Origin of the sequence: Atlantibacter sp., assembly GCF_032062175.1 — a bacterium.
In the GTDB taxonomy this organism is placed as follows: Bacteria; Pseudomonadota; Gammaproteobacteria; order Enterobacterales; family Enterobacteriaceae; genus Atlantibacter.
This window is the reverse complement of sequence record NZ_DAMBQK010000001.1, coordinates 107,169-129,458: the sequence shown is the minus strand read 5'-3', so window position 1 is coordinate 129,458 and position 22,290 is coordinate 107,169. Positions and strand designations below refer to the sequence as shown.

Annotated in this window: 17 protein-coding genes; 5 read left to right on the top strand and 12 right to left on the bottom strand. The window is 54.9% G+C overall.

Annotated elements, in window-relative coordinates:
* Positions 1 to 7: 7 nt before the first annotated feature.
* The 8 genes from nuoH to lrhA form a co-directional block, all read right to left on the bottom strand.
* On the bottom strand, positions 8 to 985 hold the full coding sequence (gene nuoH / locus RT120_RS00650; protein ID WP_312978283.1) for an NADH-quinone oxidoreductase subunit NuoH: 978 nt from the start codon (positions 983 to 985) through the stop codon (positions 8 to 10).
* Positions 982 to 3,708, bottom strand: a complete 2,727-nt coding sequence (gene nuoG / locus RT120_RS00645) for an NADH-quinone oxidoreductase subunit NuoG (protein ID WP_312978281.1) — start codon at positions 3,706 to 3,708, stop codon at positions 982 to 984. The genes nuoH and nuoG overlap by 4 nt, the downstream gene beginning before the upstream one ends.
* Positions 3,709 to 3,802: 94 nt before the next feature.
* A complete protein-coding gene (nuoF, locus tag RT120_RS00640) occupies positions 3,803 to 5,140 on the bottom strand; it encodes an NADH-quinone oxidoreductase subunit NuoF (protein ID WP_125291542.1) in 1,338 nt (445 codons plus the stop codon).
* Positions 5,137 to 5,637 (bottom strand): NADH-quinone oxidoreductase subunit NuoE, encoded by a 501-nt coding sequence (gene nuoE, locus RT120_RS00635; protein ID WP_165459982.1) that lies wholly within the window; start codon positions 5,635 to 5,637, stop codon positions 5,137 to 5,139. Before nuoE ends, nuoF begins: the two co-directional genes overlap by 4 nt.
* A gap of 2 nt (positions 5,638 to 5,639) precedes the next feature.
* Positions 5,640 to 7,451, bottom strand: coding sequence for an NADH-quinone oxidoreductase subunit C/D (gene nuoC, locus RT120_RS00630; protein ID WP_312978279.1), 1,812 nt, complete (start codon positions 7,449 to 7,451; stop codon positions 5,640 to 5,642).
* A gap of 89 nt (positions 7,452 to 7,540) precedes the next feature.
* Positions 7,541 to 8,215 carry an NADH-quinone oxidoreductase subunit NuoB gene (gene nuoB, locus RT120_RS00625; RefSeq protein WP_002463453.1) on the bottom strand — a complete coding sequence of 225 codons (675 nt, stop codon included), beginning with the start codon at positions 8,213 to 8,215 and terminating at the stop codon, positions 7,541 to 7,543.
* 15 nt (positions 8,216 to 8,230) lie between these two features.
* Positions 8,231 to 8,677 carry an NADH-quinone oxidoreductase subunit NuoA gene (gene nuoA, locus RT120_RS00620; RefSeq protein WP_125291540.1) on the bottom strand — a complete coding sequence of 149 codons (447 nt, stop codon included), beginning with the start codon at positions 8,675 to 8,677 and terminating at the stop codon, positions 8,231 to 8,233.
* A gap of 614 nt (positions 8,678 to 9,291) precedes the next feature.
* A complete protein-coding gene (gene lrhA / locus RT120_RS00615) occupies positions 9,292 to 10,224 on the bottom strand; it encodes a transcriptional regulator LrhA (protein ID WP_312978809.1) in 933 nt (310 codons plus the stop codon).
* Between the two features lie 983 nt (positions 10,225 to 11,207).
* Here lrhA and alaA point away from each other — a divergent pair.
* A complete protein-coding gene (alaA, locus tag RT120_RS00610; RefSeq protein ID WP_312978276.1) occupies positions 11,208 to 12,422 on the top strand; it encodes an alanine transaminase AlaA in 1,215 nt (404 codons plus the stop codon).
* Positions 12,423 to 12,500: 78 nt separating this feature from the next.
* Complete coding sequence (yfbR, locus tag RT120_RS00605; protein WP_312978274.1) at positions 12,501 to 13,100, top strand: 5'-deoxynucleotidase; 600 nt, start codon at positions 12,501 to 12,503, stop codon at positions 13,098 to 13,100.
* Positions 13,101 to 13,102: 2 nt separating this feature from the next.
* Here the strand turns inward: yfbR and RT120_RS00600 are convergent, their stop codons facing one another.
* From RT120_RS00600 to yfbV, 4 genes are all read right to left on the bottom strand, one after another.
* Positions 13,103 to 14,935, bottom strand: a complete 1,833-nt coding sequence (locus RT120_RS00600; protein ID WP_312978272.1) for an SLC13 family permease — start codon at positions 14,933 to 14,935, stop codon at positions 13,103 to 13,105.
* Positions 14,936 to 15,065: 130 nt separating this feature from the next.
* Complete coding sequence (locus RT120_RS00595; RefSeq protein ID WP_312978270.1) at positions 15,066 to 15,728, bottom strand: sugar phosphatase; 663 nt, start codon at positions 15,726 to 15,728, stop codon at positions 15,066 to 15,068.
* Between the two features lie 12 nt (positions 15,729 to 15,740).
* On the bottom strand, positions 15,741 to 16,235 hold the full coding sequence (locus tag RT120_RS00590; RefSeq protein ID WP_312978268.1) for a YfbU family protein: 495 nt from the start codon (positions 16,233 to 16,235) through the stop codon (positions 15,741 to 15,743).
* A gap of 73 nt (positions 16,236 to 16,308) precedes the next feature.
* Complete coding sequence (gene yfbV, locus RT120_RS00585; RefSeq protein WP_312978266.1) at positions 16,309 to 16,764, bottom strand: terminus macrodomain insulation protein YfbV; 456 nt, start codon at positions 16,762 to 16,764, stop codon at positions 16,309 to 16,311.
* A 330-nt stretch (positions 16,765 to 17,094) separates the two neighbouring features.
* On the opposite strand from yfbV, the gene ackA reads away from it, so the two are divergent.
* From ackA to yfcC, 3 genes are all read left to right on the top strand, one after another.
* A complete protein-coding gene (ackA, locus tag RT120_RS00580; RefSeq protein ID WP_312978264.1) occupies positions 17,095 to 18,297 on the top strand; it encodes an acetate kinase in 1,203 nt (400 codons plus the stop codon).
* An 80-nt stretch (positions 18,298 to 18,377) separates the two neighbouring features.
* A complete protein-coding gene (pta, locus tag RT120_RS00575; protein ID WP_312978262.1) occupies positions 18,378 to 20,519 on the top strand; it encodes a phosphate acetyltransferase in 2,142 nt (713 codons plus the stop codon).
* 197 nt (positions 20,520 to 20,716) lie between these two features.
* Positions 20,717 to 22,243, top strand: a complete 1,527-nt coding sequence (gene yfcC / locus RT120_RS00570; RefSeq protein ID WP_312978260.1) for a putative basic amino acid antiporter YfcC — start codon at positions 20,717 to 20,719, stop codon at positions 22,241 to 22,243.
* Positions 22,244 to 22,290 lie beyond the last annotated feature (47 nt).

The following is a 22,290-nucleotide window of genomic DNA, read 5'->3' as shown; positions in this document are numbered from 1 at the left end:
TCACCCCTTATTGCGCCTGCCACAAAATGACAGCCGCCGTTGCCAACAAGTTGATAAGCGTCAACGGCAGGCACACTTTCCAGCCGAAGGACATTACCTGGTCATAACGCGGACGCGGTAATGAGGCGCGAATCAAAATAAACATCATCATGAAGAACGCGGTTTTCAGCGCGAACCAGATGAAAGGAGGCAACCATGGGCCATGCCAGCCACCGAAGAACAGCGTAACCATCAGCGCCGACACGGTAACGATACCGATGTATTCACCCACAAAGAACAGACCGAATTTCATACCGGAATATTCGATATGGTAACCATCCGCCAGTTCCTGCTCGGCTTCCGGTTGGTCAAACGGGTGGCGGTGGCACACCGCCACGCCGGCAATCGCAAAGGTCACAAAACCAAAGAACTGCGGAATGACGTTCCAGATGTCCGCCTGGTTGTTGACGATGTCGGTCATGTTGAATGAACCGGCCTGTGCCACCACGCCCATCAGGGAAAGGCCTAAAAACACTTCATAGCTCAGGGTTTGCGCAGACGCACGCATCGCCCCCAGCAGGGAGTATTTGTTGTTGCTCGACCAGCCGGCGAACAGCACCGCGTATACCGCGAGGCCCGCCATCATCAGGAAGAACAGGATCCCGATGTTCAGATCGGCAACCACCCAGCTCGGGCTGACCGGCACAATCGCAAAAGCCAGCAGCAGCGAGGTAAAGGCTATCATTGGTGCCAGCGTAAAGATGACGCGGTCGGTAAAGCGCGGGACCCAGTCTTCTTTAAAGAACATCTTGATCATGTCCGCAACCAGCTGGAGCGAACCGCCCCAGCCTACGCGGTTCGGTCCATAGCGGTTCTGGAACAGGCCCAGAAGGCGGCGTTCGCCGAAGCTCATGAACGCCCCGCAGGTTACGACCACCAGCAGAATGGCAACCGCTTTGAGGATGGTCAGCAGAATCTCAATAACATCCGGTGTTAACCAACTCATTGTTGAGCCTCCTGCAGATCCTCAAGACGCGCACCGGCCAGTACTGGCGCGATACCCGGCATGCCCATCGGTAAGCCGACCTGCCCTGCCGTCAGCCCTTCGGAGATAACCAGCGGTAAGGTCACGGTTTGGCCGTCGTAATTGAAGGAAACCTTCGCGCCCGCGTTAACGCCAAGCTTCGCGGCATCTGCCGGGTTGAGCTTGATGTACGGCTGCGGCATACGTTGCTGGAACACCGGCGAACGCTGGGACATTTCATCGCTGCCGAACAGGTGGTAATACGGCGCGATACGCCATTCCCCGTCTTGCGCAGTGAAGCCTGCCGGTACGTCGCGGAAGTAATCCAGACCGGTTTCCGACGCTTCAATCAGACGCACGCCCGGATCGCCGTGACGCAGTTTCCCCCCCACTTCGTCCTGGAATTTGTTCCAGGCCTGCGGGGAGTTCCAGCCCGGAGCCCAGGCAAACGGCACCTGAGAACGCGGCGCGTCCGGATGGTTGTTCCCTTCCATCGAGAAGGCGAACATGGTGTCTTTATCCTGCGGCTGGCGCGGTTCGTGCACGCTGATGTTGGCGCGCATCGCAGTACGGCCACTGTAGCGGTGCGGTTCACGGGCCAGTTTCTGACCGCGAATGCGGAAAGAGGCATCCGGCGCGGCATTTTTAATGCCCGCGAGTTGCGGCAACTGTTCAACCACCGCGTCGATGACATGGTCAAGCTGCGTCCAGTCCACTTCACGGCTCTTCACGGTGCTGTGCAACGAGTGTAGCCAGCGCCAGCTTTCCAGCATGGTGATGCTGCTGTCGTAATAAGACGGTTCGTAGACCTGGAAGAAACGCTGTGCGCGGCCTTCGTTATTGATAACCGTACCGTCGCTCTCGGCGAAGCTCGCGGTGGACAGGACCAGATGGGCTTTGTCCATGATCGCGGTGCGCTGATGGTCGATAACCATCACCAGCGGCGCTTTGCTGAGCGCGGCGTCAACGCGTGCGGCAGAAGCGTGGCGGTGCAGATCGTTTTCCAGTACCACAACCGCATCGGCAGCACCCGTTTCCAGCTCGGTCAGCGCGTCGTCAAGCGAACCGCCGCCAATCATGCCGAGGCCCACGCTGTTCACCGCACGGGCGATCATGGTGATGCCGACATCCGCGCCACGGCCTTTCAGGGCTTTCGCCACGTTAGCCGCTGCGTGGATCACATCAGCACTGCCGGCGTTAGTACCGGAGATGATTAACGGTTTTTTCGCACCGGCCAGCGCCTGTACGATCACGTCGATCTTGTTTTGCAAATCGCGATCGATACCGTCAACCGCCGGGGCGCTGTTATCCAGGCCGTGGGCGATGGCGAAACCTAAACGCGCCTGATCTTCAACCGGCGCGCGGTAGGTCCACGCGGCGATATCATCCAGACGGGTGTTATCGACGTTAGTCACGAACAGCGGGTGTTTAGCGCGCTGGCCGATGTTGAGGATCGCGGCAATCTGCCAGTCGGCCACTTTCTGCGCCGCCGCCATTTCGCGTGCTTTACCTTTCACCGCCTGACGCACCGCCAGCGCAGCGCGTGCGCCGGTCTGAGTCAGGTCTTCGCCCAGGATTAATACCGCGTCGTAAGATTCGATTTCACGCAGCGCCGGGGTGTGGACGCCGCTGTTACGCAGTACGTCCAGCATCAGTTGCAGGCGCTGTTGTTCGCCCGCTGCGATGCCGGTATAGAAGTTTTCCGCTCCCACCAGTTCGCGCAGCGCGAAGTTGCTCTCCACGCTGGCGCGCGGGGAACCGATACCGATCACTTTCTTCGACTGGCGCAGAATATCCGCGGCCCCTTGCATCGCCTGTTCGGCGTTGAGGGTGATCCAGTCATCGCCACGGCGCTGAAGCGGCTGGCGCGGACGGTCTTTCAGGTTGACGTAGCCATAGCCGAAACGGCCACGGTCGCACAGGAAGTAGTGGTTTACGGTGCCGTTGTAACGGTTTTCGATACGGCGCAGTTCGCCATAGCGTTCACCCGGGCTGGTGTTACAACCCAGCGAGCACTGCTGGCAGATGCTCGGCGCGAACTGCATATCCCATTTACGGTTATAGCGTTCAGAGTGGGTTTTATCGGTGAACACGCCGGTCGGACAGATCTCCACCAGGTTGCCGGAGAACTCGCTTTCCAGCGTGCCGTCTTCCGGGCGACCGAAGTAGACGTTGTCATGCGCGCCATAGACGCCCAGATCTTCGCCGTCGGCATAGTCTTTGTAGTAACGCACACAGCGGTAGCAGGCGATACAGCGGTTCATCTCATGGGAGATAAACGGACCGAGATCCTGATTGCGGTGGGTACGTTTGGTAAAACGATAGCGGCGGAAGCTATGACCGGTCATTACCGTCATATCCTGAAGGTGGCAGTTGCCGCCCTCTTCACAGACCGGACAGTCGTGCGGGTGGTTAGTCATTAACCATTCCACAACGCTTTCGCGGAACTGCTTCGCTTCTTCGTCATCGATAGAAATAAAAGTGCCATCGGTTGCCGGTGTCATACAGGACATCACCAGGCGACCGCGGGTATCTTCCGCGTTTTGATATTGCTTCACCGCACACTGGCGGCAAGCTCCAACGCTCCCCAGCGCTGGATGCCAGCAAAAATAAGGAATATCGAGACCCATAGAGAGACAAGCTTCCAGCAGGTTGTCCGCTCCATTGACCTCGTATTCTTTGCCGTCTACATGAATCGTAGCCATAGTCAGCATGCTTCCAGTTATCTCAGCTTAAAGCCGAGCGTTAATCAAAATTCTTTATACGACCGTCGCGTCTTTTGCTCTAAAGACGGCAGGATCACCAGCGTGCTTTTAAAAGGTTCGGCTGAATCCCATTAATCAAATGGGTATTGCTGAACGGCTGTTTGATCCCGGCTTCGAATTCGTCGCGGAAATATTTAATCGCACTCTGAAGCGGCTCGACCGCACCTGGCGCATGGGCGCAGAAGGTTTTGCCTGGGCCCAGGAAGCGGCACAGTTGCTCCAGGGTTTCGATATCCCCTGGCTGCCCTTCTCCGCGCTCCAATGCGCGCAGAATTTTCACGCTCCACGGCAAACCGTCACGGCATGGCGTACACCATCCGCAGGATTCACGTGCGAAAAACTCTTCAAGGTTGCGTACCAGCGAGACCATGCCGATTTCGTGATCGACGGCCATCGCCAGCGCGGTGCCGAGACGGCTACCCGCTTTACCAATGCTTTCGAATTCCATCGGCAGATCGAGATGCGCTTCGGTCAGGAAATCAGTCCCCGCGCCGCCAGGCTGCCAGGCTTTAAACTTCAGGCCATCGCGCATGCCGCCCGCGTAGTCTTCCAGAATTTCACGTGCGGTGGTGCCGAACGGCAGTTCCCACAGGCCCGGGTTTTTCACGCGGCCTGAGAACCCCATCAGCTTGGTGCCAGCATCTTTGCTTTTAGAGATGTTCTGATACCACTCCACGCCGTTGGCGAGGATAGCCGGCACGTTGCACAGGGTTTCGACGTTGTTCACACAGGTCGGTTTACCCCATACGCCGGAGCTTGCCGGGAACGGTGGCTTGGAACGCGGGTTGGCGCGGCGACCTTCCAGCGAGTTAATCAGCGCGGTTTCCTCCCCGCAGATATAACGGCCCGCACCGGTGTGCACAAACAGTTCGAAATCAAAGCCGGAACCGAGGATGTTTTTACCCAACAGGCCCGCTTCGGTGGCTTCGGCGATGGCGCGACGCAGGCGATCCGCTGCTTCGATGTATTCGCCACGCAGGAAAATGTAGCCACGGTAGGCTTTCAGCGCGAACGCGGAAATCAGCATGCCTTCTACCAGCAGGTGCGGCAGCTGTTCCATCAGCAGACGGTCTTTATAGGTGCCCGGCTCCATTTCATCGGCGTTACACAGCAGGTAACGGATGTTCATGGATTCGTCTTTCGGCATCAGGCTCCACTTCAAACCGGTGGAGAAGCCCGCGCCGCCGCGGCCTTTCAGACCCGAATCTTTCACCTGGTTGACGATTTCGTCCGGCGACAAACCGGTCAGGGCCTTACGCGCGCCCTCATAACCGTTTTTGCTGCGGTATTCGTCAAGCCATACTGGCTGTTCGTCATCGCGCAGACGCCAGGTCAGCGGATGGGTTTCTGGAGTGCGAATGACGGTTTTCATTTGTACTGCTCCAGCAGGTCAGGGATTTTCTCCGGCGTCAGGTAAGCATGCGTATCTTCATCGATCATCATGCTCGGCCCTTTGTCGCAGTTGCCCAGGCAGCAGGTCGGCAGCAGGGTGAAACGGCCATCAAAGGTCGTCTGGCCCGGCTTGATCTGCAAATGCTTTTCAATCGCCGACTGAATGCCCTGGTAACCGGTGATATGGCAAACCACGCTGTCGCAATAGCGAATCACGTGGCGGCCAACCGGCTGGCGGAAAATCTGGCTATAGAACGTGGCCACGCCTTCAACGTCGCTGGCCGGGATACCCAGCACATCGGCGATAGCGTAGATTGCGCCGTCCGGCACCCAGCCACGCTGTTTCTGAACAATTTTCAGCGCTTCAATGGACGCCGCACGCGGGTCTTCGTAGTGGTGCTTTTCGTGCTCAATTGCCTCACGCTCTGCCGCACTCAGCTCAAAAGCCTCGGTCTGTGGTTGTTGATTCTCGTGCATAATTAGCGATCCACATCAGACATAACAAAATCGATACTACCCAGATAGACAATCAGGTCGGACACCAGGCTGCCGCGAATGGCAGACGGGATCTGCTGCAGGTGCGGGAAGCTTGGGGTACGAATACGCGTGCGGTAGCTCATCGTGCTGCCGTCGCTGGTCAGGTAGTAACTGTTAATACCCTTGGTTGCCTCAATCATCTGGAAGGATTCGTTGGCCGGCATCACCGGACCCCAGGAAACCTGCAGGAAGTGAGTTATCAGGGTTTCGATATGTTGCAGCGTGCGCTCTTTCGGCGGCGGCGTGGTCAGCGGGTGATCCGCTTTGAACGGGCCTTCCGGCATGTTCTTGTAGCACTGCTCAAGAATACGCAAGCTCTGGCGCAGCTCTTCAACTTTAAGCATCACGCGGGTGTAGCAGTCGCTGACGCCACCGCCCACCGGGATTTCAAAGTCAAAGTTCTCATAACCGGAGTACGGGCGCGCTTTACGCACGTCGAAGTCAATGCCGGTTGCGCGTAGCGCCGCACCCGTGGTGCCCCACTCCAGTGCTTCTTTCGCACCGTAAGCGGCAACACCCTGGGAACGGCCTTTCAGGATGGTGTTACGCAGCGCCGCTTTCTCATAGGAATCGAGACGCTTCGGCATCCAGTCAAGGAATTCACGCAGTAGACGTTCCCAGCCTTTCGGCAGATCGTGGGCAACGCCGCCAATGCGGAACCAGGCCGGGTGCATACGGAAGCCGGTAATGGCTTCGACTAAATCATAAATTTTCTGGCGGTCAGTAAAGGCAAAGAACACCGGCGTCATCGCGCCAACGTCCTGAATAAACGTCGAAATATAAAGCAGATGGCTGTTGATGCGGAACAGTTCGGAAAGCATCACGCGGATCACGTTAACGCGATCCGGCACGGTGATCCCCGCGAGTTTTTCTACCGCCAGCACGTAGGGCATTTCGTTAACGCAACCGCCGAGATACTCAACGCGGTCGGTATACGGGATGTAGCTGTGCCAGGACTGGCGCTCGCCCATCTTCTCAGCGCCACGGTGGTGATAGCCGATATCCGGTACGCAGTCGACAATCTCTTCACCGTCTAACTGCAGGATGATGCGGAACGCACCGTGCGCTGACGGGTGGTTTGGCCCGAGGTTCAGGAACATGAAGTCTTCATGCTCGGTACCGCGTTTCATGCCCCACTCTTCCGGTTTGAAGGTCAACGCCTCCATTTCCAGATCCTGCTTCTGCTTAGTGAGTTCGAACGGGTCGAATTCGGTCGCACGTGCAGGGTAATCTTTACGCAGCGGGTGGCCTTCCCAGGTGTTCGGCATCATGATGCGCGTCAGGTGCGGGTGCCCGGTAAAGGTAATACCGAACATCTCCCAAGTCTCACGCTCATACCAGTTGGCGTTCGGGAACAGGTTGGTGAGCGTCGGCACGTTAAGATCGTTTTCTAAAAATGCCACCTTCAGCATGATGTCGCGGTTGCGATCGATAGAAATCAGGTGGTAGAAAACGGAAAAATCCGCGGCCGGTAAACCGTCGCGGTGGGTGCGGAGACGCTCATCCATGCCATGCAAATCGAACAGCATGACGTAGGGCTTAGGGAGCCGTTTGAGGAAATCCACTACTTCCAGTAATTGTTCACGCTTTACCCATACCACCGGTACGCCGGTGCGGGTTGCCTGAACAGTAAAGGCATCCGGCCCAAAACGGTTACGCAGTTCACCGATAACCGGATCATCGAGATGATCGCGGGTTTGCCATGCTGGCAGTACGGCGTCTTGCGCGGTTAAATCGGTCATATTTTTCACCATTGCAAATGGTTCTTTGGTGACTGCCGGAAGTGGCTTCGCGCTATTGTTTATTGATATGCGAAGGCTGTTCCACGTCCAACAGGCGCAAATTAAATCTCGTCTGGTGTACGCAAGTTGGTTACAGCAATGCGTTCGCCACGTTTACGGTCGCGTTCTGACTGCATATTGGCGCGGTAGACGCCCTGATCGCCAACCACCCAGGACAAAGGACGACGCTCTTTGCCAATGGACTCTTGCAGCAGCATCAACGCCTGCATGTAAGCCTCTGGACGCGGCGGGCAGCCAGGAATGTACACGTCCACCGGTATGAACTTATCCACGCCCTGAACCACGGAGTAGATGTCGTACATGCCGCCAGAGTTTGCGCAAGCACCCATGGAGATAACCCATTTTGGCTCAAGCATCTGGTCATACAGACGCTGAATAACCGGTGCCATTTTGGTAAAGCAGGTGCCCGCCACCACCATCAGGTCAGCCTGACGCGGGGACGCACGCAATACTTCTGCACCGAAACGCGCTACGTCATGGACTGCGGTAAACGACGTCACCATTTCCACGTAGCAGCAGGAAAGGCCAAAGTTATAAGGCCAGATTGAGTTTTTACGACCCCAGTTCACCATGTCGTGTACGGCATTCTCGAGTTTGCCCATGTACACACTACGATGAACGTGCTGCTCCAGGGGATCGGTCACGATCTCCTGTTTCTGCAGGGGGTAACGGTCATTCTCACCGTCAGGATCGATGCGGGTGAGCGTATAATCCATCTTAATGCCTCGCTGTTACTGCGGATGACGATTAGTGTGACTGCCAGGTTCAGGGTTAATTTGGCTACGACGCGAGCGAGCGGGCGTCCAGTCCAGCGCACCAATGCGTGCCAGATAAACCAGACCAGCCAGTAACACTAAAATGAAAATTGCGGCCTCTACAAAACCGACCCACCCGCTTTCACGGATAGACGTCGACCATGCAAAGAGATACAGGGCTTCCACGTCGAAGATGACGAAAAACATCGCCACCAGATAAAACTTAGCGGAAAGACGCAGACGAGCGGTGCCGACGGAGTCGATCCCTGATTCGAAAGGCGTGTTTTTCTGACGACCGCGCGCGCGACCACCTAGAAAGAAAGCGCCCGCCAACATCAGGCAACACAGACCGATGGCGATGATTAGAAAGATAGCGAATGCCCAATGATGAGCGATGACTTCAGTGGATGTAGACATACTCATTGCTTAACTCTAATGGTGACGATGTTACTCTCTGCTCTTACTGGCAGATGAACGTCACATTGATTCATGGGGAGGAATAAAAAAACCGTACAACCACTACCAAAACAGGGCTCAAGCAGCGAATTGATGGGCATTTTTACTCCTTTCTATAACCTTTTGTCAACTTTAACAAAAGTATCCTCACATTAATTTACACCAGCAGCACATCATTAACATTTAATGCTTTTAACCTGCTTTCTTTTGACTGCAGATCTTACTTTTCATGTTGTTGAATCGTGTCCGTTATGTGAGCCGTGTAAAAACGCCCCTTTATTTTGGCAGGAATTCTCAACTATTCATCCCCCCTGGCATGGGTATTTTCTTGATCTGAGACACGGTTCTGTTAATTGACAGGAAAAAAAAACAACAAAAACGCTGAATTTTTAACATTAAGTGCCGTTCCAATCATTTTGAAAGGCTGTTTTGCTTCTGGCTCGGCCTTTGCCCGTCGATAGCCGGATGAAAATCAGCAAGTTTTTGCCGCTTTCACGCCCAGGTTATGTGCAAAAAATAAGCCCCCGATGCCATTATAAGCATCAGGGGCTTGTTTCTAACAATTATCCTTTGGGAGGAGGCTAATCCAGCTGGTCTTCGATTAGCACACTGTTTCCTTGCGGCGAGGCCATCTCGTAACCCCACGGATTATAGTGGGTCTGCATCGCCTGGAAGATAACCTGCGTCAGTTCGTTGCCGCTCTGCGGATTACGGCACAGCAAGTATTCCGTTTCTGGCAGCATCGGCAGCCCTTCGCTAATCCCCAGTACGCGCAACTCCGGGCTCATCATTTCTACCGGGCGGGCGGTTACGCCCAGGCCGGCTTTCACCGCTGCGCGCACCGCGGCAAGCGTTGAGGCCATATAGGAAATCCGCCAGGGGATATTTTCGCTATTCAGGTGCGAAATAATCACATCACGATAGGGGCTGGGTTCATCCAACACCACCAGCGGCACGGGCTCTCCTTTCGGCAGGATAAAATCTGCGGCGCAATACCATAATGTCGGAGAGGTTCTCAGTACCATACATTCCGCGTTATCGGGTTGCGTGGTGGTGACAACCAGATCGACTTCATGCTGCATCAGCATCTCGATCATGTAAGGGTTGCGTTTTACCCTCACATCCAGCGAAATCTTCGGATAAACCGAACTAATACGATTGAGAATAAAGGGCAGGATGGTATCTGCCGACTCATCGGACGCGCCGATGGTCAGTGAGCCCTGTAGGCTACTAAACATTAGCGACGTACATGCTTCATCATTGAAACGAAGGATCTTACGGGCATAGCCCAGCAGTTGGATGCCATGCTCGGTAAGCAGTTTATTACGACCATGACGAGCGAACAGCTCTTTACCGACGAGCTGCTCCAGCCGCTGCATCTGCTGGCTTACGGCTGATTGGGTTCTGCAAACTGCCGCCGCCGCCGCCGCAAAGGTGTTCAAATCGGCAACGGCGACAAACGTTCTCAGCAGATCGAGGTCGAGGTTAAGGATCGGACGATTTGCATTTATCATATTGTTATTCACTATCAGGTTGCTCATAGGGAGCTGCCCCGGATCTGTTGCTATGTGTTATCGAAGCGCCAGCAATTCCATTTGAAGCATGCATCCTTTCAGTAAAAAACTACTGGAAAAGATTTCCAGCGTTATCATTTTTCAATTAGTGACTTAAGTCATACATATAGCTGACTTGAGTACGCCGGAAAATATCTACTGATATAACATACAAATCCTAAAAAAAAATAGCCAGTAGCCAAAATTGGCCGAGGGTAATAATTTTTTATTCGTTTCAGTTAAGCGCAACGAGAAAAGCAGTCATAACGGTTTGCAGTGCTAATCATTGTAAGAATATGCTTTTTATTTCAAAATAAAAGAGACAATATAAACAATAAGTTAAATTCAACAAACCGGCTTAATAACACGGGAAAAACGATGTAACCCCGCTAAGACTCAGGTGTAACCAGACGATAATATCCTAAATCGAGAATTTTTTTAAGTCTCGATGCGATTAATCTCAACGGAAAAATGTTTATAAGCCATAATTAAGATTGTTCAGAGAATCTGTTTAAGTCGTCTCATTTTCGACTAATAATTAACTTTCCTTAATAATTACAAATAAGATTTTGTTTATCTTTAACATCATAGGCACCGTGAAAACGGCATTGAAAAGACGATGTAACACCACTACTCGTAGAATTAAACATTCATTTTTTCTGAGTATTTGTGACGTGTTATTTGTTAAATGCTCACTTTATGCAGCAAATATTTCACATAAAAAGCATAAAGCCCGCAGCGAAGCACTTTAAACTTGGGTTAAAACCTGATCAATGTTTTATTTTTAGATTTTAATATCGCAAAACAATCACAAACCCCATGAATGCTCGGCGAATATTTCATTACGCCTGTTTGCCCATGCCTTCAAAACCTTTCACCAGAGGAGTACATTGTGCGCATCCGCTTCCACGGCAGGAAGCAAGGCTCACAAAAAGGTTTGATGCATGTCCCCCATCGAAAAATCCAGCAAGCTCGATAATGTCTGTTACGACATCCGTGGCCCCGTTCTTAAAGAAGCAAAACGCCTTGAAGAAGAAGGGAACAAAGTACTCAAATTAAACATCGGCAACCCTGCCCCGTTTGGCTTCGATGCGCCGGACGAGATCCTGGTTGATGTGATCCGCAACCTCCCGACTGCGCAAGGCTACTGCGATTCCAAAGGACTTTACTCCGCCCGCAAAGCAATCATGCAGCACTACCAGGCGCGCGATATGCGTGATGTCACGGTTGAAGATATCTATATCGGCAACGGCGTCTCGGAACTGATCGTGCAGGCGATGCAGGCATTGCTTAATAGCGGCGACGAAATGCTGGTGCCTGCGCCGGATTACCCGTTATGGACCGCGGCGGTATCGTTGTCCAGCGGCAAAGCGGTGCATTATCTGTGCGACGAATCCGCTGGCTGGTTCCCGGACCTTGATGATATCCGCGCTAAAATCACCCCGCGCACCCGCGGTATTGTGGTGATTAACCCCAACAACCCCACCGGCGCGGTGTACTCAAAAGAGCTGCTGCTGGAGATTGTCGAGATCGCCCGTCAGCACAACCTGATTATTTTCGCCGACGAGATTTACGACAAAATCCTGTATGACGAAGCGCAGCATCACTCTATTGCCGCGCTGGCTCCGGATCTGCTGACTGTGACCTTTAACGGCCTGTCCAAAACCTACCGCGTAGCGGGTTTCCGTCAGGGCTGGATGGTGCTTAACGGGCCGAAAAAACATGCTAAAGGCTACATTGAAGGGCTGGAAATGCTGGCCTCGATGCGTCTTTGCGCCAACGTTCCGGCGCAGCATGCTATCCAGACCGCGCTGGGCGGTTACCAGAGCATCAGCGAGTTTATTACCCCCGGTGGCCGTCTCTACGAACAGCGCAACCGGGCGTGGGAATTAATTAACGATATTCCGGGCGTCAGTTGCGTGAAGCCGCAGGGCGCGCTGTATATGTTCCCGAAAATCGACAGTAAACGCTTCAATATCCTCGACGACCAGAAAATGGTGCTGGATTTCCTGTTGCAGGAAAAAGTGCTGCTGGTGCAGGGTACGGCTTTTAACTGGCCGTGGCCGGACCATGTGCGTATCGTGACACTGCCGCGTCTCGACGATTTAGAAATGGCGATTAACCGTTTCGGCCGTTTCCTGTCGCACTACCACCAGTAAAAGCCTGTGGGGGAAGGTTTGCATCTTCCCCCAACACCTCGCACAATGGCACTCTGTCGTAGCAAGAGACCGCCTGAAATGAATCAAAGCCACTTCTTCGCCTATCTTTCCCGTCTGAAGCTGATTAACCGCTGGCCCCTGATGCGCAACGTGCGTACCGAAAACGTCTCCGAGCACAGTTTGCAGGTAGCGATGGTCGCCCACGCTCTGGCGGCGATTAAAAACCGTAAGTTCGGCGGGGAACTGAATGCCGAGCGCATCGCCCTGTTGGCGATGTATCACGACGCCAGCGAAGTGTTGACCGGGGATTTACCGACGCCGGTAAAGTACTTCAACAACCAAATCGCCCATGAATACAAAGCGATTGAGAAGATCGCCCAGCAAAAGCTGGTGGATATGGTGCCGGATGAGCTGCGCGACATCTTTATGCCGCTGATTGATGAGCACTACAGCAGCGACGAGGAGCGCGCCATCGTTAAGCAGGCTGACGCGCTGTGCGCCTATCTGAAATGCCTGGAGGAGCTGTCTGCGGGCAACAACGAGTTTTTGCTGGCGAAATCGCGTCTCGAAAAAACGCTTGAGGCGCGGCGGAGCCAGGAAATGGACTATTTTGTGCAGATGTTTGTCCCGAGTTTCCATCTCTCGCTGGACGAAATTAGCCAGGATTCATCGCTGTAGCCTTAAAACGGGAACAGCAGTGGAATCAAAATTACGCACACCACCATCACAATCAGCGTAAACGGTACCCCGATCTTTACGAAGTCACTAAACCGGTAATTCCCTGGGCCCAGCACCAGGGTGTTTACCGGCGATGAAACCGGTGTCATAAACGCCGCCGACGCCGCCATCGCTACCATCATGGCAAAAGGATACGGCGAGACGCCCATAGACTTGGCCGCCGCCAGGGCAATCGGTGCCATCAATACCGCCGTCGCGGTGTTAGAGATAAACAGCCCGATGGTCGCACACATCACAAACAGGCAAATCAGCATCAGGTACGGGCCGTAGCCGCCGCCCACCTGCATCAATCCCTGGACGATTAGCTCCACGCCACCGGTTTTTTGTAACGCCAGCGCAAACGGCATCATCCCGACGATCAAAATAATGCTTGGCCAGTGAATGGCTTTCCAGGCGCTTTCCGCATCGATACAGCGAAATTTACCCATCAGCAGGCAGGCGATAATCGCAGCGATGGGGTTGGGGATTTCATCGGTCAACATCAGCGCCACCATCAGCGCCAGGCAGAAAATCGCGTGAGGTGCCTGGCTGTGCGCCGGAGACGCATCCCCCTCCTCCACCGGCAGGTTCAGCACCAGAAAGTCGCGCTTTTTCTGGCTGAGCTGGGCGATGAGCTTCCAGTCGCCCACTACCAGCAAAATATCCCCCAGCTCCAACGGTTCGTTGACGATGCTCTCTTCCAGCGCGTCGCCATTGCGGCGCAGGCCCACCACGTTTAAGCCGTAGCGGGTACGAAAGCCGATTTCCCGCACCGTTTTGCCGACGATTTCCGAATCCGGGATCAGCGACACTTCCGCCATCCCCACGTCCAGCGCCTGATCGGAGAAGTACTCACCACGCAATATCATCGGTTCCAGCAGTTGCTCGCTGCAAAACTGACGGAGATCGACGTCAGACGCCGACATATCGATCAGCAGCACATCCCTGGCGCGGAACTCGGTGACGCCATGAACGTTAACGATCACCCGGCGAAAACGCCGCCAGCGCTCTACCCCAATGACGTTCGCGCCATAGCGCTCGCGTAGTTTCAAATCATCAAGCCGTTGACCAATCATTGGCGACCCCGGACGGATTGCCAGACGCCGCGCCCTGCCCGCCAGCCGGTACTCTTTAATCAGCTCGCGGAAAGTGCGCCGCCGCCAGGTGTCCGCGCCCTCATCTTTGCTACTGCCGGTAAGTGCGCCGCGCATCACCAGCATATAGACGATGCCAAGCAGCAAAATCACCAGCCCCAGCGGGGTAACGCTAAAAAAGTGAAACCCGGCCAGCCCCTCGCGCAACAGCTCGCTGTTGATCACCAGGTTGGGCGGCGTCGCCACCAGCGTCATCATGCCGCTGATCAGGCCAGCGAAACTGAGCGGCATCATCAGGCGTGACGGCGAGGTTTTCATGCGCATCGATACGCTGAGCACTACCGGTATAAAAATCGCCACCACGCCAGTTGAGCTCATAAACGCGCCGAGACCCGCGACAGTCAGCATCAGCAGCACCAACATGCGCGTTTCGCTGCTGCCCGACATGTCCACCAGCCATGACCCCATTTTGGTGGCGACGCCGGTACGCACCAGCCCGTCGCCAATCACAAACAGGGCGGCAATCAAAATCACATTGGGATCGCTAAAGCCGGAAAAAGCTTCGCTTAAGGTAAGGGTACCGCTTAATACAAAGGCCACGATGACCATTAACGCGACCGCATCCATGCGGACTTTACCGGTGGCAAACAGGAGTACCGCCACAGCCAATAAAATCAGAACCCATATCAGTTCGCTGTTCACTCGCTTTCCTTGTTAGTTGACGCGGGCCTCGGGTAGGGGGTGCAAAAATTGACGAAGCACCTGAAATGCTTCGTCAATAATGAAGTGGGAACATACTAACGCTTTTTGAGTAAAGCGTGGCGGGATGACATCATGAAAGTGCGCGTTTTGCGTAGCGGATCGCGCCGTCGGGCTGTTTTTCCACGGTCAATGCGGTGAGCGTATCAAGACGCAAATTGACCTCATCAAGACGCGGCGTCGAGTCCGGCGCATTCACTGCGATAACCTCGCTGCCTGCCGCCAGCCCGGAAAGAATGCCCGCAGGGGCATCTTCTACCACCACGCACTCTTCAGGCTTCAGCCCCAGCAACTGCGCGCCAAGCAGATAGGCATCCGGCTCCGGTTTACCGCGCGCCACGCGCTCCGCCGTGACGAAAACTTTCGGCTCTGGCAAACCCGCCGTCGCCCGGCGCGCTGAGGCGACGGGTATCGAACCGGAAGTCACGATCGCCCAGGGAATGCCCTGTTCATTGAGATGGTTCAGCAGCGCTACCGCGCCAGGCAGCGCGGTGACGCCGTCAGTATCGGTGGCTTCAATCTGTTCCAGGCGCAGGAACTCCGCCTGGATCTCCGCTTCACTGCGGCCCGCCATAAAATGGCGCAGCGAGGTAATCGCCTGTTTGCCGTGGATAAAATTCAACACCTCATCATGGGCAATGTCGAAACGATCGGCCCAGCCGCACCAGGCGCGTTCCACTACCGGCAATGAATCCACCAGCGTTCCGTCAAGATCGAACAAAAAACCTTTGATCACAGCAGGCTCCCGTCAGGCGTTTACGATCTGGGTGATTTCGTTCGGGCTCAGGTGATACTGGCGCGGGCAGGAATGCCACACTTTCAGCATCCGCTGGTATTTTTCCCACATCGGGGTCTGGGCGTTAAAGCCGTGGGTGCCAGCATCGAAATGGGTATAGCGGCCTTCGATATTAACCATAAAGCGCACATAACCGAGGTAGCGCGCTTCCGTGGCGGCATCAAAGCCCAGGAAAGTGACGCGGCGCTCATCAATGCCAGGATTGTCTTTCAGGTTGGTCCAGGAGACGCTCAACGCGTGGTACATCTCCATCACGTCGATGATGGTGCGGCAGGTTTCTTCTTTTAGCTCGCCGAACTCACGGTCCAGTTCGCGCATTTGCAGGCCGTAGCCGCGTTCGATAATAGTTTGCAGGCGACGATAGCGCTCGGCGTTATCCGGGTCGAGCATGGTCATCATTTTGTACTGATTCGAGAGAATCAGACGTTGAGCGTTGGTCATTTCCATTTTTGACTCCTGTTACGCATAGGCGCGTTAAGCAACTCAGATGCCCTCATTTATATGCGCAACAGGGGGCAAATTACAAATCATCCAGGAAAGTTTTGTCTAACTGGCGAAACGCCCGCTTTAACGTATCAGCTAGTGCCTGGTAATCGGGCTTGCCCTGCACCGGCGCGAGGGACTGGCCCGCCTCTTCCAGTTTGGAACGCACCTCATAAAACCAGTGCAGAATAGAAGGCGGCAACGGCGTAACCGAGCGTTTGCCCAGCCACCACAGGCCCTGCATCGGCAGGCTGATGGCGAACAGCGCAGTGGCGACCGCCGGGCCGAGCTGCCCGCCGAGCGCGATTTGCCAGGTTAACGTAAACACCGCAATTGGCGGCATAAAGCGAATGGCAAAGCGGGTGGCGCGGATCACGCGGTTTTCCACAAACATCGGGGCGAGGCGTTTTTCCATAGGCCACGTCTTGGCATAGTGCTGTCCCCGGCGAAATAAGCTAAAAAAGCTAATGGGGGAATTCTCGGGAGTGGACATGGCTTTACCTCAACTTCACATATAAATAATCAAAATTTCGTGCAAGATAACAACAGTGCATATCACCATTCAAAATCTTTTTCAAAAAGCCGTGCTATCAGGTATCCTGTGCCAGCTTTTGATGGCGTAGACCTTAGGGTACACCCTGTCAACATTGAATCGCCTCGCTTTGGCTTCAGGCCGTCAACCAGGCGATAATGCTAAGAATTTCCTTCGTGATGGCGAATTTTATCCCTGCCATGACGTTAATCATAAATGTCAGCGTCATCATGCGCTACGCTGATAGACTCACTGACGTTTTTTTAGCCACGTATCAATATAGGTACTTCCATGTCGAGTAAGTTAGTACTGGTTCTGAACTGCGGTAGCTCCTCACTGAAATTCGCGATCATCGACGCGGCAAATGGTGAAGAGTACCTCTCTGGTTTAGCCGAATGTTTCCATCTTCCTGAAGCCCGTATCAAATGGAAAATGGATGGCGGTAAACAAGAAGCGGCTTTAGGTGCAGGTGCCGCTCACAGCGAAGCACTGAACTATATCGTTAATACTATTCTGGCACAAAAACCAGAGCTGTCCGCACAACTGACCGCGATTGGTCATCGTATCGTACACGGCGGCGAGAAGTACACCAGCTCTGTGGTTATCGACGAATCCGTCATCCAGGGCATCAAAGATTCTGCCTCTTTCGCACCGCTGCATAACCCGGCTCACCTGATCGGTATCGCAGAAGCGCTGAAATCCTTCCCGCAGTTGAAAGACAAGAACGTTGCCGTGTTCGACACCGCGTTCCATCAGACCATGCCGGAAGAATCTTACCTGTATGCCCTGCCGTACAATCTGTACAAAGAGCACGGCGTTCGTCGTTACGGTTTCCACGGTACCAGCCACTACTATGTGACTCAGGAAGCCGCGAAAATGCTGAACAAGCCGGTGGAAGAAGTGAACATTATCACTTGCCACCTGGGCAACGGCGGTTCCGTTTCTGCAATTCGCAACGGCGAGTGCGTGGACACCTCTATGGGTCTGACCCCGCTGGAAGGCCTGGTGATGGGCACCCGTACCGGTGACATCGACCCGGCGATCATTTTCTTCCTGCACGACAACCTGGGCATGAGCGTTGACCAGATCAACAAGATGCTGACCAAAGAGTCCGGCCTGCTGGGCCTGACCGAAGTCACCAGCGACTGCCGCTATGTTGAAGACAACTACGAATCCAAAGAAGACGCTAAGCGTGCAATGGACGTTTACTGCCACCGCCTGGCGAAATACATCGGCTCTTACACTGCGCTGATGGACGGTCGTCTGGATGGCGTGGTGTTCACCGGCGGTATCGGTGAAAACGCGGCGATGGTTCGCGAACTGTCTCTGGGCAAACTGGGCGTACTGGGCTTCGAAGTCGATCACGAACGTAACCTGGCTGCCCGTTTCGGCAAATCCGGCTTCATCAACAAAGAAGGCACCCGCGCTGCGATGGTCATCCCGACCAACGAAGAACTGGTGATCGCTCAGGATGCGAGCCGCCTGACCGCTTAATCCCTCGCCGCCAGCCTCTGCTGGCGGTGTTGTTTTCTGTGCCAGAGAATTTCTGGCCGCCGTGTATAAGAGGATAAACCGTGTCCCGTACAATTATGCTTATCCCTACCGGAACCAGCGTCGGCCTGACCAGCGTCAGCCTCGGCGTGATCCGTGCTATGGAACGTAAAGGCGTTCGTTTGAGCGTCTTTAAACCGATCGCGCAGCCGCGCGCTGGCGGCGATGCGCCGGACCAGACCACCACGATCGTGCGCACCAATTCTAATCTTCCGGCCGCTGAGCCGCTGAAGATGAGCCACGTTGAGTCTCTGCTTTCCAGCAATCAGAAAGATGTGCTGATGGAAGAGATCATCGCGCGCTACCACGAGAACACCAAAGAGGCAGAAGTGGTGCTGGTTGAAGGCCTGGTGCCGACCCGCAAACACCAGTTCGCGCAGTCGCTGAACTTCGAAATCGCCAAGACCCTGAACGCGGAAATCGTGTTCGTGATGTCTCAGGGCACCGATACCCCGGAGCAGTTGAAAGAGCGTATCGAACTGACCCGCAGCAGCTTCGGCGGCGTGAAAAACACCAACATCACCGGCGTTATCATCAACAAGCTGAACGCCCCGGTTGACGAGCAAGGCCGCACCCGCCCTGACCTGTCTGAAATCTTTGACGATTCCAACAAAGCCAAAGTGATCAACATCGACGCGCAACAACTGCAAGCGGTTAGCCCGCTGCCGGTGCTGGGCGCGGTGCCGTGGAGCTTCGATCTGATCGCGACACGTGCTATCGACATGGCGCGTCACCTGAAAGCCACCGTGATCAACGAAGGCGATATCAAAACCCGCCGCGTGAAATCCGTGACCTTCTGTGCGCGCAGCATCCCGCATATGCTGGAACATTTCCGCGCAGGTTCTCTGCTGGTGACGTCCGCTGACCGTCCTGACGTGCTGGTTGCCGCATGTCTGGCCGCCATGAACGGCGTGGAAATCGGCGCTGTTCTGCTGACCGGCGGTTACGAAATGGACGCCCGCATCAGCAAACTGTGCGAGCGCGCTTTCGCCACCGGCCTGCCGCTGTTCATGGTGAACACCAACACCTGGCAGACTTCCCTGAGCCTACAGAGCTTCAACCTGGAAGTTCCGGTTGATGACCATGAGCGTATCGAGAAAGTGCAGGAATACGTGGCCAGCCACATCAATGCTGACTGGATCGAATCCCTGACCGCCAGCTCCGAGCGCAGCCGCCGTCTGTCTCCGCCTGCATTCCGTTATCAGCTAACCGAGCTGGCGCGTAAAGCCGGTAAACGCGTGGTTCTGCCGGAAGGCGACGAGCCGCGTACCGTTAAAGCAGCGGCTATCTGCGCTGAACGCGGCATCGCGACCTGCGTGCTGTTAGGCAACCCGGATGAAATCACCCGCGTTGCGGCAGCACAGGGCGTGGAACTGGGCACCGGCATTGAAATCGTCGACCCGGAAGTGGTTCGCGAAAGCTATGTCGCCCGTCTGGTTGAACTGCGTAAGAGCAAGGGCATGACCGAAGCGGTTGCCCGCGAGCAGTTGGAAGATAACGTCGTGCTGGGCACCCTGATGCTTGAGCAGGATGAAGTTGACGGTCTGGTATCCGGCGCGGTTCACACCACTGCCAACACCATCCGTCCGCCGTTGCAGCTGATCAAAACCGCACCGGGCAGCTCCCTGGTTTCTTCTGTGTTCTTTATGCTGCTGCCGGAGCAGGTTTACGTTTATGGCGACTGCGCCATCAACCCGGACCCGACCGCTGAACAGCTGGCTGAGATCGCTATCCAGTCCGCAGACTCCGCTGCCGCGTTCGGCATCGACCCGCGCGTTGCCATGCTCTCCTACTCCACCGGCACCTCTGGCGCGGGCAGCGATGTAGAGAAAGTCCGTGAAGCGACCCGCATCGCTCAGGAAAAACGCCCGGATCTGGTCATCGACGGTCCGCTACAGTATGACGCCGCAGTAATGGCTGATGTAGCCAAATCTAAAGCGCCGAACTCGCCGGTTGCTGGTCGTGCTACCGTGTTCATCTTCCCGGATCTGAACACCGGTAACACCACGTACAAAGCGGTACAGCGTTCTGCCGACCTGATCTCCATCGGGCCGATGCTGCAGGGTATGCGCAAACCGGTTAACGACCTGTCTCGTGGCGCGCTGGTAGACGATATCGTTTACACCATCGCACTGACCGCGATCCAGTCCGCTCAGCAGCAGTAATCTGCGATGCCCATGCACAGCCACTGCGCTGTGCATCCGAAAGCCGGAAACAGCGCCCTGTTTCCGGCTTTTTTTTTATCTTAAAAATCAGCGCAGAGTAAAAATCGGATTTGTTCATTTCTCTGCGTGTCATCAATGAATAGCTATTCGCCTGTTTGCATAATTATCGTTTTGCCATGCAACAGGGATAGTGTGTTATGTCTGCAATCACCGAGTCTCCATCTAAGCCAGCCAAAAAATGGGCGATGCCCGATACGCTGGTCATCATCTTTTTTGTCGCCATACTGACCAGTCTTGCCACCTGGGTGGTCCCGGTAGGGGTATTTGATAGCCAGGAAGTGCAATACCAGGTCGACGGTCAAAGCAAAACCCGTAAAGTCGTTGACCCTCACTCGTTTCGCATCCTGACTAACGATGCAGGGGAAGAACAGTACCACCGGGTGCAATTTTTCAGCACCGGCGATGAACGACCAGGCCTGATGAACTTCCCGTTTGAAGGATTAACCTCCGGTTCTAAATTCGGCACTGCCGTTGGGATCATCATGTTTATGCTGGTGATCGGCGGCGCGTTTGGCATCGTAATGCGTACCGGCACCATCGATAACGGTATCCTGGCACTGATCCGCCACACCCGAGGCAATGAAGCGCTGTTTATCCCGGTGCTGTTTATCCTGTTTTCGCTCGGTGGCGCGGTCTTTGGCATGGGCGAGGAGGCGGTGGCGTTCGCTATCATTATCGCGCCGCTGATGGTGCGCCTGGGATATGACAGCATCACCACGGTGCTTGTCACCTACATCGCCACCCAAATTGGCTTTGCCAGTTCATGGATGAACCCGTTTTGCGTGGTTGTGGCCCAGGGTATCGCGGGTTTACCGGTGCTCTCGGGGTCAGGGTTGCGGATCGTGGTATGGATAGTTTCCACACTGATTGGCCTGCTGTTCACGCTGGCCTATGCCGCACGGGTGAAGAAAAACCCGCACCTGTCGCGGGTTTATGAATCAGATCGTTTTTTCCGCGAACAGCAGGATGACGTCATCAAGCGGCCTTTTACCCTGGGCGACTGGCTGGTTCTGCTGGTGCTCACCGGCGTGATGATTTGGGTGGTCTGGGGCGTTATCGTCAACGCGTGGTTTATTCCCGAGATTGCCAGCCAGTTTTTCACTATGGGCCTGGTGATTGGCCTGATTGCGGTGGTATTCCGCCTCAACGGCATGACGATAAACGTCATGGCCTCCTCGTTTACCGAGGGCGCGAAGATGATGATCGCCCCTGCCCTGCTGGTCGGCTTCGCTAAAGGGATACTGCTGCTGGTGGGCAGCGGCGAAGCCGGGGAAGCCAGCGTGCTGAATACGCTACTCAACAGCATCGCCAACGGCATCAGCGGGCTGGATAACGCCGTGGCCGCCTGGTTTATGCTGCTGTTTCAGGCGGTGTTTAATTTCTTTGTGACTTCGGGTTCCGGCCAGGCGGCATTAACCATGCCATTGCTGGCGCCGCTGGGCGATTTGGTGGGCGTAAACCGTCAGGTCACGGTGCTGGCGTTCCAGTTTGGCGACGGGTTCAGCCATATTATCTACCCCACGTCGGCTTCGCTGATGGCCACGCTCGGCGTTTGCCGGGTGGATTTCCGCAACTGGATTAAGGTGGGGGCAACGCTGTTGGGACTGCTGTTTATCATGTCCAGCGTGGTGGTGATTGGCGCACAGCTGATGGGCTACCATTAAATCGGGGATTGCCCTCGCCAGAGCTGGCGAGGGCATCAGATGCGGTA

Bases quoted from the DNA above. Each gene is read 5' to 3' on its own strand.
- nuoC (WP_312978279.1), bottom strand. From the start codon at position 7,451: ATGGTGAAAAATATGACCGATTTAACCGCGCAAGACGCCGTACTGCCA.
- yfbR (WP_312978274.1), top strand. From the start codon at position 12,501: ATGAATCAAAGCCACTTCTTCGCCTATCTTTCCCGTCTGAAGCTGATT.
- nuoH (WP_312978283.1), bottom strand. From the start codon at position 985: ATGAGTTGGTTAACACCGGATGTTATTGAGATTCTGCTGACCATCCTC.
- yfbV (WP_312978266.1), bottom strand. From the start codon at position 16,764: ATGTCCACTCCCGAGAATTCCCCCATTAGCTTTTTTAGCTTATTTCGC.
- nuoA (WP_125291540.1), bottom strand. From the start codon at position 8,677: ATGAGTATGTCTACATCCACTGAAGTCATCGCTCATCATTGGGCATTC.
- lrhA (WP_312978809.1), bottom strand. From the start codon at position 10,224: ATGATAAATGCAAATCGTCCGATCCTTAACCTCGACCTCGATCTGCTG.
- nuoB (WP_002463453.1), bottom strand. From the start codon at position 8,215: ATGGATTATACGCTCACCCGCATCGATCCTGACGGTGAGAATGACCGT.
- nuoG (WP_312978281.1), bottom strand. From the start codon at position 3,708: ATGGCTACGATTCATGTAGACGGCAAAGAATACGAGGTCAATGGAGCG.
- alaA (WP_312978276.1), top strand. From the start codon at position 11,208: ATGTCCCCCATCGAAAAATCCAGCAAGCTCGATAATGTCTGTTACGAC.
- nuoE (WP_165459982.1), bottom strand. From the start codon at position 5,637: ATGCACGAGAATCAACAACCACAGACCGAGGCTTTTGAGCTGAGTGCG.
- ackA (WP_312978264.1), top strand. From the start codon at position 17,095: ATGTCGAGTAAGTTAGTACTGGTTCTGAACTGCGGTAGCTCCTCACTG.
- RT120_RS00590 (WP_312978268.1), bottom strand. From the start codon at position 16,235: ATGGAAATGACCAACGCTCAACGTCTGATTCTCTCGAATCAGTACAAA.
- yfcC (WP_312978260.1), top strand. From the start codon at position 20,717: ATGTCTGCAATCACCGAGTCTCCATCTAAGCCAGCCAAAAAATGGGCG.
- nuoF (WP_125291542.1), bottom strand. From the start codon at position 5,140: ATGAAAACCGTCATTCGCACTCCAGAAACCCATCCGCTGACCTGGCGT.